At 68.3% G+C, this 12,606-nt stretch carries 11 protein-coding genes and 2 pseudogenes; 7 read left to right on the top strand and 6 right to left on the bottom strand.

Annotated elements, in window-relative coordinates; translation table 11 throughout:
- The first annotated feature begins 32 nt into the window (after positions 1-32).
- Positions 33-260, top strand: coding sequence for a CGNR zinc finger domain-containing protein (locus tag KI385_RS42245; protein WP_238577292.1), 228 nt, complete (start codon positions 33-35; stop codon positions 258-260).
- Between the two features lie 62 nt (positions 261-322).
- Here KI385_RS42245 and KI385_RS42240 read toward each other — a convergent pair.
- Together KI385_RS42240 and KI385_RS42235 are read right to left on the bottom strand one after the other, a co-directional pair.
- Positions 323-515 (bottom strand): annotated as a pseudogene (locus tag KI385_RS42240) (transposase); the annotation flags it as partial.
- 127 nt (positions 516-642) lie between these two features.
- Positions 643-1,956 carry an erythromycin esterase family protein gene (locus KI385_RS42235; protein ID WP_238577291.1) on the bottom strand — a complete coding sequence of 438 codons (1,314 nt, stop codon included), beginning with the start codon at positions 1,954-1,956 and terminating at the stop codon, positions 643-645.
- A 343-nt stretch (positions 1,957-2,299) separates the two neighbouring features.
- Here KI385_RS42235 and KI385_RS44825 point away from each other — a divergent pair.
- The 3 genes and pseudogenes from KI385_RS44825 to KI385_RS42220 form a co-directional block, all read left to right on the top strand.
- Positions 2,300-2,704, top strand: a pseudogene (locus KI385_RS44825) (transposase); the annotation flags it as partial.
- A 166-nt stretch (positions 2,705-2,870) separates the two neighbouring features.
- Positions 2,871-3,101 carry a hypothetical protein gene (locus tag KI385_RS42225; protein ID WP_238577289.1) on the top strand — a complete coding sequence of 77 codons (231 nt, stop codon included), beginning with the start codon at positions 2,871-2,873 and terminating at the stop codon, positions 3,099-3,101.
- Between the two features lie 39 nt (positions 3,102-3,140).
- The gene (locus KI385_RS42220; protein WP_281066963.1) at positions 3,141-3,683 is read left to right on the top strand and encodes a GNAT family N-acetyltransferase; all 543 of its coding nucleotides are present in this window, start codon (positions 3,141-3,143) and stop codon (positions 3,681-3,683) included.
- On the opposite strand, the gene KI385_RS42215 is transcribed toward KI385_RS42220, so the two are convergent.
- Positions 3,667-4,541, bottom strand: a protein-coding gene (locus tag KI385_RS42215) for an IS5 family transposase (RefSeq protein ID WP_238577288.1) whose coding sequence is annotated in 2 segments (ribosomal slippage) — positions 3,667-4,046 and positions 4,046-4,541 — 876 coding nt in all. Because the reading frame shifts where the segments join, the coding sequence is not laid out codon by codon here. The two genes, KI385_RS42220 and KI385_RS42215, sit on opposite strands and share 17 nt — an antisense overlap.
- 281 nt (positions 4,542-4,822) lie before the next feature.
- On the opposite strand from KI385_RS42215, the gene KI385_RS42210 reads away from it, so the two are divergent.
- Entirely contained in the window at positions 4,823-6,265 is a 1,443-nt protein-coding gene (locus KI385_RS42210; protein ID WP_238577287.1) for a helix-turn-helix domain-containing protein, read from the top strand.
- 116 nt (positions 6,266-6,381) lie between these two features.
- Here KI385_RS42210 and KI385_RS42205 read toward each other — a convergent pair whose 3' ends face one another.
- Together KI385_RS42205 and KI385_RS42200 are read right to left on the bottom strand one after the other, a co-directional pair.
- On the bottom strand, positions 6,382-6,834 hold the full coding sequence (locus KI385_RS42205; protein WP_238577286.1) for a hypothetical protein: 453 nt from the start codon (positions 6,832-6,834) through the stop codon (positions 6,382-6,384).
- A 511-nt stretch (positions 6,835-7,345) separates the two neighbouring features.
- Entirely contained in the window at positions 7,346-8,821 is a 1,476-nt protein-coding gene (locus KI385_RS42200; RefSeq protein WP_238577285.1) for an MFS transporter, read from the bottom strand.
- 85 nt (positions 8,822-8,906) lie between these two features.
- Between KI385_RS42200 and KI385_RS42195 the strand changes: the two genes are divergently transcribed.
- A complete protein-coding gene (locus KI385_RS42195) occupies positions 8,907-9,293 on the top strand; it encodes a MarR family winged helix-turn-helix transcriptional regulator (protein ID WP_238577284.1) in 387 nt (128 codons plus the stop codon).
- 347 nt (positions 9,294-9,640) lie between these two features.
- On the opposite strand, the gene KI385_RS42190 is transcribed toward KI385_RS42195, so the two are convergent.
- Positions 9,641-11,359 carry a mycolysin gene (locus tag KI385_RS42190; protein WP_238577283.1) on the bottom strand — a complete coding sequence of 573 codons (1,719 nt, stop codon included), beginning with the start codon at positions 11,357-11,359 and terminating at the stop codon, positions 9,641-9,643.
- A gap of 684 nt (positions 11,360-12,043) precedes the next feature.
- Between KI385_RS42190 and KI385_RS42185 the strand changes: the two genes are divergently transcribed.
- A complete protein-coding gene (locus KI385_RS42185; RefSeq protein WP_238577282.1) occupies positions 12,044-12,547 on the top strand; it encodes an NUDIX hydrolase in 504 nt (167 codons plus the stop codon).
- Positions 12,548-12,606 lie beyond the last annotated feature (59 nt).

The raw sequence follows: 12,606 nt of genomic DNA, 5'->3' as shown, positions 1-12,606 counted from the left end.
GCGACAGAGCACCCATCGCCGACGCCCTCTCGATGATCTGCAGCATTGGCAGCTTCGGGGTCGTGCACACCCTCGGCGGGCAGCGATTCCGCCCGTGCGGCGCGCCCACCTGCCGGGGAGTGTTCATCGACACCACCCTGCCCGGTCGCCGCCGCTACTGCATGCCCGGACTGCGCGGCAACCGCATCAACGTCGCCAACCACCGCGCCCGCCAAGCCACAACGCACGAGCGGCGTTCCACCTCCGAGCAGGCCCCTTGAGCGAGCGACCGGCAGCTCAGAGACGCGGCGCGGCTCCGCCCATGATCCGCCGGACAGGCCCCAGCGGCATCAGCCGCAACCCACCGGAACGGAATTCGCGTCCAGGAGGTGGGCAGATATAACCGGCGATCGATCAGTGTCCGGCCGCCGCCGGCCGCATAGGCGAGGAAGACGCCGACCGCAGTTCTCCGTCCGCCCGGCGGTGCCGGAGTGCTGCCGCTGCACCCCTGCCTTCAGGAAGCCGGTGTCGTCCACGGTCCTCAAGCACCGCCCGCTGGGCAACAGTTACCGACTACGGCGGAATCTTCGGTCCAAGCCGCGTCACACACGATCAACGACGAACCTCTGACTCATATCACTGGGGCCTGTCTGGTGAAGAGGCCTACGATGTGGCGTCTGCTTCGGCGAAGTCCACAGTGAGCGTGGTGCGTGGCACGCTGATCACCGCGTCGTACGCATCCAGAGCCGGCACGGGCAGGAAGCCGTTGTCCATGCGGATCCGGGCTGGCTCCGGCAGGCCATGTCGCCGGGCGTGCGTGCGCAGCGCGCGGGTGTCCACCAGCGCCGGCGCTTCGAGCACGCCTGCGAACAGCGACTCCACACTGTCGGGTGTCGCTTCGGGGGCGTCGGCCGCAGATTGGCGCATCCCGGCAGGGTGCGTCGGATCGGGGACGTTCGCCACGGTCCGGCCGCCACCGCTGGTCAGCGCCACGGACACATAGTCCGTCCCGAGCTCCTGGGCGAGGGGGTGTCCCATGGGCGTACGGGCGAGCGGGCCGCCCTCGGGGTTGGCGGTGCGCTGGATGTGGGCGTTGTGCGCGGAGACGACAATGCGGGTACCGGGTGTGGATCGGTCGAGCAGGTGCAGCAGGCTGTCTGCCAGGTAGCGGTCTCGGGCGCCAAGGTCGGCGGCGTCCGGTGCGCCGCCGAGCAGTTCGGACATCGCGCGCTGCATCTGGTCGGTGCGCCAGGCCGCCCAGACGTCCGAGAGGGCATTCTCGTATGCCTGGCGGCCGCCGTTCTCGACATAGACCTCACGCATGACGGTGACACGGTTGAGCAGCCGGCCGAGCGTGGCCGAGAGCCGGTCCTGGACTGCGGGGTCGAGGCGGAGGCGGGCGTGGGCGGGGACCAGACCCGAGCCGCCCGCAAGCGGCTCCGACAGCTCCAGAGCGGTACGCGCATAGTGCACCGCGCCCGAGTCGACATCGGCCAGATACCTGGCGACCGGCTCCAGTACGGGCGCCAGCGAGCCGCCGGCCGCCGGTACGTCGAGCCCGGCGAAGCGGACCGGATGCGGCGCGGTGGCATTGTGGGCGCGCAGCCACCGCAGGGTGTCGCGGCCCTCGGCGGACTGGCCCGGATAGCCGTCGGCGCGGGGCGTGATCAACGCGTCGAGATCGCCGTCATCGCCCCTGACCCAGGCGTCAACGGCCCGGCCGGAGGCGGCCCCGAACTCCACCGCGTAGACGGTGAATCCGCACTCCTGGACCAAAAAGCGCAGTATCCGATCGCGCATCAGCCCGAACTCGCGTATCTGGTGGGAGTTCTCGCCCAGCGCGACCACTCGCGCGTCACCGACGAGTCGGCGCAGCGGCTCCAGGTCGTCGAGCGGGGCGGCCAGGCCGGGAGCGGCAAGACGGAAGGCGTTGCGCATGGTCCACTCGGCAAGAGGGAGCGGGCGTGGCAGGCTCATGATCGTGACACTAACAGCCCCCGGGTATGCGGCTTGGCGAAGTGGCCCGGCTCCGGGGCGAGTTGGCGGAGTTCGTTGCTGATGTGTTCGGCTCGCTTCCGTGGTGGGATCAGCGCGGGTGGGGCGAGTGTCATCTGCGTGGTCTGATGCTGGAGGGGCGATGCAAGTCGATCCGGCCGATGGCGCCCGGCTGCCGGACGGGAACATGCAGGCCCTGCAGCAGTTCGTGAACCAGTCCAGTGGGATCCCGCCCCGGTGCGGCGGCAGATCGCTGAGCGGGCGAGTGGTTGAGCGCGGCAATCAGGCGGCAGGCGTGGGTGGTTGACGATGTCTGGTTTCCCAAGTGCGGCACCGTCTCGGTCGGGGTTGGTCCGGCAAGTACTGCGGCGCGCTGGGCAAGCAGGCAAAACTGCCAGGTCGCGGTGAGCGTGCACGCGGTCACCGATACCACCGCCTCGTGCCCGCTGGAGTGACGGCTGTTCTGCCGGCGGAGTGGACGCAGGACCGCCTCCGGTGCCGAGCGGCGGGGGTTCCGGATGCGGTCGGTCACGCGGCCAAATGCCATCTGGCACTGGATATCCTCGATGAGACGGCCTCCTGGCAGCTGACCGCCCCGGTAGTGGTGGCCGATGCCGGATACGGCCGTAGCGTCGCCTTCCGCTTCGCGCTGGAGGTACGGGGCCTGGGCCATGTGGTGGCGGTCGATCCGAAAGGGACCGCCCGGCCCGCGGGAGCTGTGCCGCACCTGCCCGCCTATGGCGGGCCGGGCCCCGCCGACCCTGCCGCGCCAGCGCAGCCGGCCCCGCCCGCTGCCCGAACTCCTCCAGGCGGGACTCACAGTTCGCCGAGGTGGCCTGGCGCGAGGGCAGCAAAGCTGCCTTGTCCTCGCGCTTCCCCGCCTTGGAGGTCCGACCGTGGGCAAGCCTGCCGCCCTCGCCTCCCAGGAGGCCGGCGGTGGCCGCAACCACTGGGACGGCGTGCTACCCACCCGCACGCTGCTGGGCGAATGGCCACCGGACACATCCGCACCCACCGGCTACTGGATCTCCAACCTGCCCGCCACCACACCCCTCGCAGACCTGGGGCGGTGGGCGAAGATGCGCTGGCGCATCGAACCTAGGGCGTGTATCGAAAGTGCCTGGTGAGGATGGCGGGGAGCCCATTTTGTGATCCAGAATGATTGGATGGTCACGCTTGAGACTCCCCGTTTGATCCTGCGTCGCTGGCGCGAGGAAGACGTTGCGCCCATGGCTGCCGTCAATGCCGACCCCGAGGTCATGCGGTGGATCCGTGACGGCAGCGTCCGTGACGAACAGCAGACTCGCAGCGGGATCCAGGCATGGGAGAGCGAGTGGGAGTCACAAGGCTTCGGCCTGTTCGCCGTGGAGATCCGGTCCACTGGCGAGCTGGCCGGGTTCACCGGCCTTTCGGTGCCCGACTTCTTGCCGGAGGTACTGCCGGCGGTTGAGGTCGGCTGGCGGCTGGGACGTTCCCACTGGGGGCAGGGCTTGGCCACCGAGGCCGCTGCAGCCGCTGTACGGTTCGGGTTCGAAGAGCGAGGGCTGGAGCGGATCGTCAGCATCGCTCAAATGGGCAACGACGCCTCCGAACGGATCATGACCAAACTGGGGATGCGTCCGGTCCGTGAGACCGTCAATCCCACCGGCGGTCGGCGAGTCCGGGTGTTCGAGTTGTCGTCGGACCAGTACGTCACAACCACTCGTTGATGGCGGCAACGAGGACGGTTGACTCGTAGCGGACCGCGAGTTTGTCGTACCTGGTGGCCACGGCTCGATGTCTCTTGAGGCGATTGATGCCGCACTCGACCGCGTGCCGGGCCTTGTAGTCCTCTGGGTCGAACTTCGGTGGCCGGCCGCTGCTGGACCCGCGCTTCTTGCGGTTGCGGGCCTGGTCGGCCTTGTCCGGAATGGTGCAGCGAATTCCCCGGCGGCGCAGGTGGGCGCGGTTCTTCCGGCAGGCGTACGCCTTGTCAGCCCGCACGCGGTCGGGGCAGACGCGCGGCCGACCGGGCCCTATGCGGGGCACACGGACCTTCTCCAGCACCCGTTCGAACTGCGGCGAGTCCCCCGCTGCCCTGCCGTCACCACGATCGACATGGGCTTCTGACCCTGCTCGACAGCCAAGTGCAGTTTGGTAGTGAACCCGCCGCGCGAACGCCCCAGCCCGTGATCACCGGGCTCGTCGAAGACACCGCCCGGTGGTTCCTTCTGCAGGTCACCCTGCTTGCGGGCCCCGGCCGCATGCTGATGGGCACGGCACACGGTGGAGTCGACGCTCAGGTCCCACACGATCGCGCCCTTCGCATCGGCCAGGGCCTGGAGCCGGCTGAGAACCTGGTGCCAGGTGCCGTCCCGCTGCCACCGGCGAAACAGGGCGTAGATCCGGCCCCACGGCCCGTACTCGACGGGCACGTCCCGCCATGGCACCCCGGTGCGGGCCCGGAACCGTATGCCGTCGATCAACTGCCGCCGGGACCAGACCGGCGGCCGCCCCACCTTCCTCCTCTTCGGCAACAACGGCTCCAGCACCGCCCACTGCTCATCCGTGAGATCTCCCCGCCCCATGAACCGAGATCATCCACGGCTCAAGATCCACTTTCGATACACGACCTAGGCCGCTACTCGTCACACGCCCTGCTCCCGCCTGGAACGGGGGCGTTGAAGGGCAGGAGCTGCGACCAAACTCCTCGGGTGGTTGTGTTTGGCGCATCCGGCTCGTATTTCGTGGGTAGCTGAGGCGTTGAGTATGGCGCGGAGACGAGCACGCTGAACCGAGAGGGTGCGGAGCCGTGGGGGGTACTGGGGCGCAACAGCGAAATGGGCGGCTGGATGGACTGCTGCGTGAGGTGAGGCGGCAGGCGTCACGTGGGGGCGATCCGGACATACGGAAGGTTCTCGACTGGCTGTACCGGCAGACCGGCGCCCACGCGGCGCTGATCGCGGACGGTGCGGGCAGGGTGGAGTCGTCCACGGAGGGCTTTCCCACGGAGGTGTTGCGTCCGCTCGCTCCGCTGCTCGCGCGATTATCCAGTGGGCAACTGGGCGCAGCCGCGACTGATGTTGGGGCGCTGCATGTGCGCTGTGAGGGCCTCGGGGCACACGAGCCGCGTCCGGTGCTGGTGGTGGCCGACTCCTTGGAGCCGACCCCGGAGGCGGTGGCGCTGACCTCGCACGTCGGCAGTGTACTGACACTGTTACGCCATGCCGAGGGCAGCGAGCGGACCTGGCGTGACTATCAGTACAAGGCACGCCAGCTGCGATTCGCCGTGCTACAGGCGCTGCTGGCGGGGGAGCCACTGCTGGCACGGCGAATGACGACCGGTGCCGTCCCACCGCTGCTTGACGCCGGCCGGCTGCGAGTCCATCTGCTGCACTGCCCGCCGCCCGACCGTGACCGGATCGCCCGCGCCCATCAGGATCCCTCCGGCTATCACGGTCCGAATCTGATGGTGCAGTGCCCTGTCTTCAAAGAACACTTGATCTGTCTCGTCGCTGATGACGAGGGCGAAGGGACAGGTGATCCCGGTGGCCAGGCGCACGGGCAGGGAGAGATCCTGCGCCGTCTGGTACGCGACAATCCGCACTACGCGCTGGGAGTCAGCGGCACGCACCCCCTCAGTGCGACGGCCGAAGCGTACAGCCAGGCCGCCCACGCCCTGGCTGCTGCCCGCACCGCTCCCAGCCGCGTTGCCTCCTACCACGGCCAGACCCCGCTGGATGGTGTCCTCCCCCGCCAGCCCGCCCTCGACTGGGCTCGCTCGCTTGTGCGCCCCCTGGACTCCATTCCGAAGACCAGCGTGGACATCACCCGCCTGGCATTGAGCATGCCCCGGTCCGCCGTGGCCAGCCTGCTCGACCTCAGTCGTAACACCGTCACCGCACACCTGCGACGGGCGGGACACGCCCTCGGCCAAGACCTCGCAGATGTCCGCTCCCGCGCCGCGGTCCACCTGGCCCTGGCCCTCAGGAGCTCTTGCGCAGGCCCCGAAGCCGAGGACCATCAACCGCCCCCCACCCTGGACGACTTGCTGCGCACCGAACGCGCCGCCGCCTGGGCCCAGACCATCCTCCGCCCCCTTCACACCCAGCATCGCCGCACCCTTCAGGCATGGATCGACGCCAACACCGACGCCCAGCGAGCCGCCCGCAGCATAGGCATCAGCCGCAACACGGTGCGCGCACACCTGCGCACCACCGAAGCCGTGCTCGGCCTCGACCTATTGACCACCGGTACCGGCATCCACGACGTCGTCCACGCCTTGCACATCAGCAACGCCCGCGCCGGGTGACCGCCGGGCGCTACCCGCATCCGGTAGTGGATCTGTGGTGTTGAGGAACGTGAGCCGTGACGGCTGCTGCCCCGGACCATGAGCGACCCGGGGCAGCAGCAAGAGGCGGCAGCGTCCTACTCGCGCCACCACTTCTTGGCGCTGCAGTCCACCTTGTGGCCGTTGTTGTACCCGCACACCTTGAAGTAGACCTTCTTGCCCTTCTTCACGTTCCCGACGTTCAGCGTCTTCGCTGCGCCGTCGTAGACGTGCTTGGTGTACGTCTTGCCGCCCTTGTAGACGGTCAGCCTGAAGGAGTAACCGTCCCCATTGGAGTCGTCGACGTAGAAGTCGTCCCGGTCCTCGCGAGTGCCGGAGGTCTCATGGTCGATCCAGGTAACGGTCCCGTAGCCCTGGAAGGAGTACTCGGTGCCGTTCGGCGTGCCCTTCGCGAGCGCCCCGCTCTCGGCCTGCGCCGTACCGGCCCGGCCGCCGCCCACACCACCCCCGTCGGCGTGGGCGGCGGCGACGACACCGCCGGTGAGAGCGAGCGCGGCTGCTGACGCGGCGATGAACGTTCGTGTACGCATGTGATGTCTCCCCGTTGTGTGCTGCTTGGTCCGTCGCACTAGACGTTAGAAGGCGCCGCCTCCTTCAACCAATGTGCACGCTGCTCAACGGCGGGCGAGGGTTGTGCACGATGCTCAAACGGTCCGGGAGGCCTGGGCCGGTTCGTTCGGGCATTTGCTCGTTGGCCCGGGTGTGCCGTTGACTGATGTGCAGACGGGCAGGCCGGGGACGCGCCCGCCTGCGAGCAGTCATGACCCGCTTGCGTGTCCCGCGCGCCACCGCGGACGGCTGCGCAGCAGACCGGGCATCGTCCTCGCGGACAAGGAAGCATCGCAGCATCGGCGGCGGGCCAGCAGCACACCGGGCGCGGGGCCGGCCCGTCACCAACCTGCCCGGACAACACGCCTAGCTGCGCCCCCACGTGGCGCATGCGTGGCGGAGCCGTCAGCGAGTCACGCCGATGCGTACCGAGAACGGCACATCCCGGTTTTGGCTGGTGCCTCACACCGGGATGCGCCGCGACAGGACCGGTTAGTCGACGAGGGCGAGCTCCGGCTCGTCCGATGACTTCTCCGCCGACTCGTCCGCCGGCTTGTCGATCTTGCGCCGTCCGAGCACTCCTGACAGTCCGATGAGCAGGCCGATGGCCGAGAGGATGGTGACCGTGAGCAGCGCCGGGGTGAAGCCGGCGAGCAGGGCGTCGGGGCCGGTCTTGCCTTCGCCTCCGGCGGTGAGGACCGCGGTGACGATGGCGAGTCCGATCGCGCCGCCGACCTGCGTCGAGGTGTTCAGCAGGCCGCCGGCCAGGCCCTGCTCATGGTCCGGGATGCCGGCGGTGGCCTGGATGTTGAAGGACGCGAAGGCCAGGGTGAATCCGATACCGAGCAGGATCATGCTGGGCAGCACACCGACGACGTACGGGGCGTCCCGGTCTATGACGAGGAAGAGCACGTAGCCGATGAGGTGTGCGATGACACCGCCCGCGATGGTGCGCGAGGTGCCGAGCCGTGCGATCAAGGGCTCCATCTGCGGCGAGCCGAAGGCGACGATCAGCGCGGCCGGAAGGAAGCCGAGCGCGGTCTGGATCGCCGACCACTGCAGCACCGACTGGAAGTAGAGCATGACCACGAACTGGAAGCCGATGTAGCCGCCGAAGAACACCGATATGCCCAGGTTGGCCCGTGCCAACGAGCCCGAGCGGAGGATGCCGAGACGGACCAGCGGATGCGTACTGCGGCGTTCGATCAGGATGAAGGCGAGCAGCAGCGCGGCGGCGACCGCGAACTGGATCAGCGTGTTCGGCGCGGCCCAGCCGGCCTCCGGCGCCTCCACGACGGTGTAGACGAGCAGCAGCATCGCGCCGACCGAGGTGATCGCGCCGGGGATGTCGTAGCCGCCGGAGGAGCGGGGGCCGTCCTTGGGCAGCAGACGGCCGGCCGCGATCCACGCGATCACCGCGACCGGCACCGGCAGGAAGAACGTCCATCGCCAGCCGACCTGGGTCAGCAGGCCGGAGAGCACCAAGCCGGCCGAGTAGCCACTGGCTCCGAAGACGGAGAAGATGCCCAGTGCCCGGTTGCGCGCGGGCCCTTCGGCGAACGTGGTGGTGACGATGGACAGCGCGGCAGGCGCGGTGAACGCCGCCGCCATGCCCTTGAGTATGCGGGTGGCGACCAGCAGAGCTCCGTCGTCGACCAGGCCGCCGAGCACGGAGGCGGCAGCGAACACGGCTACCGCGGTCAGGAACACCCGGCGGCGTCCGAGCAGGTCGGCGGCGCGTCCACCCAGCAGCAGCAGCCCGCCGTAGCTGAGGACATAGCCGCTGACGATCCACTGCAGCGCGCTGGTGGACAGGCCCAGGTCGGCCTGGATGGAGGGGAGTGCGACGCCCACCATCGAGACGTCGAGCGCGTCGAGGCCGATGACGAGGGAGACCGTGAGCAGAACTCCCCAGAGTTTTGCGTTCCACGTGGATGTGGTGGCGGACAGAGGTGCGGACGAAGTCATGCCGCGACTCTTACATGCACACGCATCGCATGCAAGCGCATTTAATCTCCACGCATCAAATGCTGGCGCATGTTATCCTGGCCCCATGATCGGTGGCACGGAGCAGGAATTGGTCGAGGAGTGGCATGGGCTTCTCGCCCGTCATGCCGCCGTGCACAACGCTCTTGAGCACGATTTGCAGGCACAGCACGACATCAGCGTCAGCGAGTTCGAGGCACTCGAACTCCTCGCCTCCTCCGTCCACGGCAAGTGCCGGGGCCAGGACCTCACCAACGCGGTGCACCTGAGCCAGAGCGCCGCGTCCCGGCTGGTCGCCAGGCTGGAACGAGGCGGCCTCGTCGAGCGCGTCATGTGTGATCTCGACCGCCGCGGCATCTTCGTCGTCCTCACCGACGAAGGCCACAAGCGTTACAGCGACGCGAAACCGACCCACCGCTCCGCACTCGCACGGACACTCCGCGGAGACGGCTGACCAGCCCCGCAGCAAGTCGATGACGGGTGAGAGGTCGTTCCTGCGCAGCCGGGTTTGTGCCGACGAGCAGATCGCCCGCCGAGCGGCCGGGAGCCTCCCGCCGACCCACACCCGTCGACCACATCCCGCACTGGTCACACTGGCGCCGAAAGCGACAACACCAGGCCCGCATCAGTCACTACACACGACGCGGACACAGCCCATAGAACTGCCCAGCCATCAGCACAAACACCGTTGCAGTACTGGACCGCCCCCACGCACACAGGGCACTTCAGTGGGAACACGCGCATGGACCGGGCCGACTGTCGGCCCGGTCCATGGGGCTGTCCAGCTGACAGCAGTCAGTGTCAGTACTGGATGGTGTGGTTGTAGAGGATGTTCCGGGCCGTCGAGCCGCTGTCCAGGCCGTAATCGGGCCTGTCGTTGACGAAGTACTCGCGGAAGCTGGACTGCCAGGTCCGGGACATCATGGTGTTGCTCTTCGTCCAGCCGCCGTCGACCTGGGACCACACGTCGACCAGCGCGGTGGCAACGCGGGCCTCGCAGGCGTCGCCCGCGTCGATGCCGTTCGTGGAGCGGTCATTGGCGAGGTTCATGGAGCTGCCGTTGCCCCAGTAGTACGTGGTGTCGTTGAAGGTGTGGAACGCCACCGCGTTGGCGAAGCCCTCGGTCCAGCCACAGCTGGTGGAGGAGGTGCGGTTGACGTAGTGGGGCGAGCAGTTGCTCACGTTCGGCCACCAGCCCTTGTAGAGCTTGCCCATGAGGGCGTGGCCCGCTTCGTGGACGGTGGTGTGCTCGGAGTCGGGGTCGTTGTCCGCGAGGTGGATCTTGTCCTCGTTGGTGGTCCAGTACGTGCCGTCGGTGGAGCCGGGGTACCACTGGACGGTGATCGGGGTGCACTGGCCGTCCTGCTGGCTGCTTGCCCAGCAGTTGGTCGTGGAACCGCGGTTCCACCACAGCTTGTTGAGGGTGTCGAGGGCGTGCCAGGCACGGCTCTGTCCGTCGTTGGCGTACACGTTGCCCAGGCTGGTGTTGCCCGAGATGTTGTTCAGCGAGTACGTGGCGGTGGAGTAGAGGCGGCCGCTGCCGTCGACCACCGACCACATCCGGCCGGCCTGCGTCTGGAACTCCACCCATGCCTGGGAGATGGCGGAGGCGCTCGGGGTGTAGCAGAGGTTGAACTTGCCGTCGCCGTTGCCGGTCATCCCCGTGGCGAGCTTCTGCGTACCGCTGTTGGCGGTCGGCTTGCCCCACAGGGTGATGTTGACGTTGCTGACCGGCTCGTCCCGGTTGGCCTTGCCGTTCCAACTGCCGCCCTCGGCGGACTGGAAGCGGTTGCGGAAGGTTCCGCTGACGCAGACCTGGGCGTTGGACGTGGCCGCGGCGGTGGCGCGCGGGGAGGCCGGGGCCGAGGCAGCCGAGGCACGGGCAGGGGCAGGGACCTTGGGGCTGACCGGGCGTACCTTGCGGGCGCCGGCCCCGGGACCGTGGACCGGGGCCGCGCCGGCCTTGGTGACCGAGACGCCCTTGTCGGAGGAGCCCTTGGATGTGCCGACGGTGAGTTCCACCGAGTCGTGCCCGGCGCGGCGCGGGTCGGGACGGTCGATGTCGCTGATGTCCGCCTGGATCTGGGCGGGTCCGGCGGCGACTGCCTTGACCTTGAGCTTGACGGTGTGGGTGCCAGGGGTGAGGGCGAGCGTCTGGCTGGTGCGCTGGCCGAAGGTGTCCGTTGTGGGTGCGGCGAGGCCGGATTCCTGGCCGGTCATCCGGAGCGCGGGCGGCAGTTGGACGGACAGTCCGGCGTGCTTGACGTCTGCCTGCGCCTGGACGTCCACGGTGAGGGTGGCCTGCTCGCCGACAGCAGGCAGATGGTCGAGAGAAGCGGTGACGCCGAGACAACTGAGCGGCGCCTCGGAGCTCTTCTCCGCGGGGCGGATCGTGCAGGTGCCGCCGGCCGGGGTGGTCGTGCCCGCGAACGCGGACGGCACGACGACGATTGCCAGACAGGCGCCTACGCCTGCCAGCGCGGTAAGAGCGGCGGGTCTCGTGACCCGTATCTGGGACATGGGCATGCCTTTCTGCGGCGCGCACGACCCCGGTCTGACACGACCGGGTCCGGTGCACGCGGGCAGAGCTGTGAGGGGGGTAGGGCACTGCGCCCCGGGCACTGCAGCTGTTGACCACCGGATCAACCGTTGGCCAGAGCAACACCCTAGGTAACAGTGGCCGAAACCATATACCTATGGCCTGCGCATGTCATCGCTCAATGCAGAAAATGTGGATCAGTTACGAACCAGACGCGGACAAGGCGCAGATTGACGGACACTCACCGGCGCCGAAGTCCAACAGCTACGGCCCAATGCAGCGACACCAACAAGCGAGCTGATCGAGCTGAGCCACCGCCCGCTGCCGGCCTTCCGTACGAACGACGAGGCAGGCCGGCTCGAAGCAACTGCCCGCCCTGACCCGCCCATCGGCAGGTGGCCCACCATCCTCTTGGACTGCGCGGCCGGCCCGGGGCACCAGCTCGCCACCACCGAAGACTTCACCAGACTTCACCACCGGCGGCAGGATCGGTCTCGACATCGACAACTTCGACCGGCTCCCCTACCCCAAACGCCACCACAGCCACCGACGGTCATGTGTCAACCTCAGCCCTGACTCTCGTCACTTCCTCATGGGAAATATCGACGGTCGACAGATCTGGCGCACGCTGCCCGGCGGACTGGCCGTCACGTACGGTCCGCGACATGACGGTTGAGAATTCGAAGGCCCCAGTACCACGGGTGCAGCTGGTCATTGGCATCATCCGCAGAGGCAACGAGATCCTGCTCGTGCGAGAGAGCCTCGGCGCCGGCGGTGAGATTCTCTGGTCCCTTCCCGGTGGCGGGATCGAGGACGGCGAACTCTTGCACGAAGCCCTCCGGCGTGAGCTACAGGAGGAGACGGGACTGCTGGTCGGCGACCCGGTGCGGACCGCGTTCCTCATTCACACCGACTCCGAGCAGTACCCCTCGGCGTTGGCCGCTGCCTTCGAGATCGACGAGTGGTCGGGAGACGTCACGCCGGAGGACGACGACATCAAGCAGGCCGCATTCTTCCCCCTGCCCGACGCCCTGAAGCTGCTGGGCGAGCTGGACAGCGCAACGCAGCGGGAGCCCATCGTCGGTTATCTGACGGGGGATGTCGCGCCGGGGACCACCTGGCTGTACCGCAACCGGGGCAAGGAGGAGACGCTCGTCGCCCGCTGGTGACGCCAGACAGCGGCCACCACGCGAAGAGCACAAACTACGGCTGGAGTACCAAGATCGGG

It is taken from the genome of Streptomyces inhibens (assembly GCF_022221585.1).
GTDB lineage: Bacteria > Actinomycetota > Actinomycetes > Streptomycetales > Streptomycetaceae > Streptomyces > Streptomyces inhibens.
The sequence above is the reverse complement of the archived record's forward strand: the minus strand, read 5'-3'. Positions and strand labels throughout refer to the sequence as shown.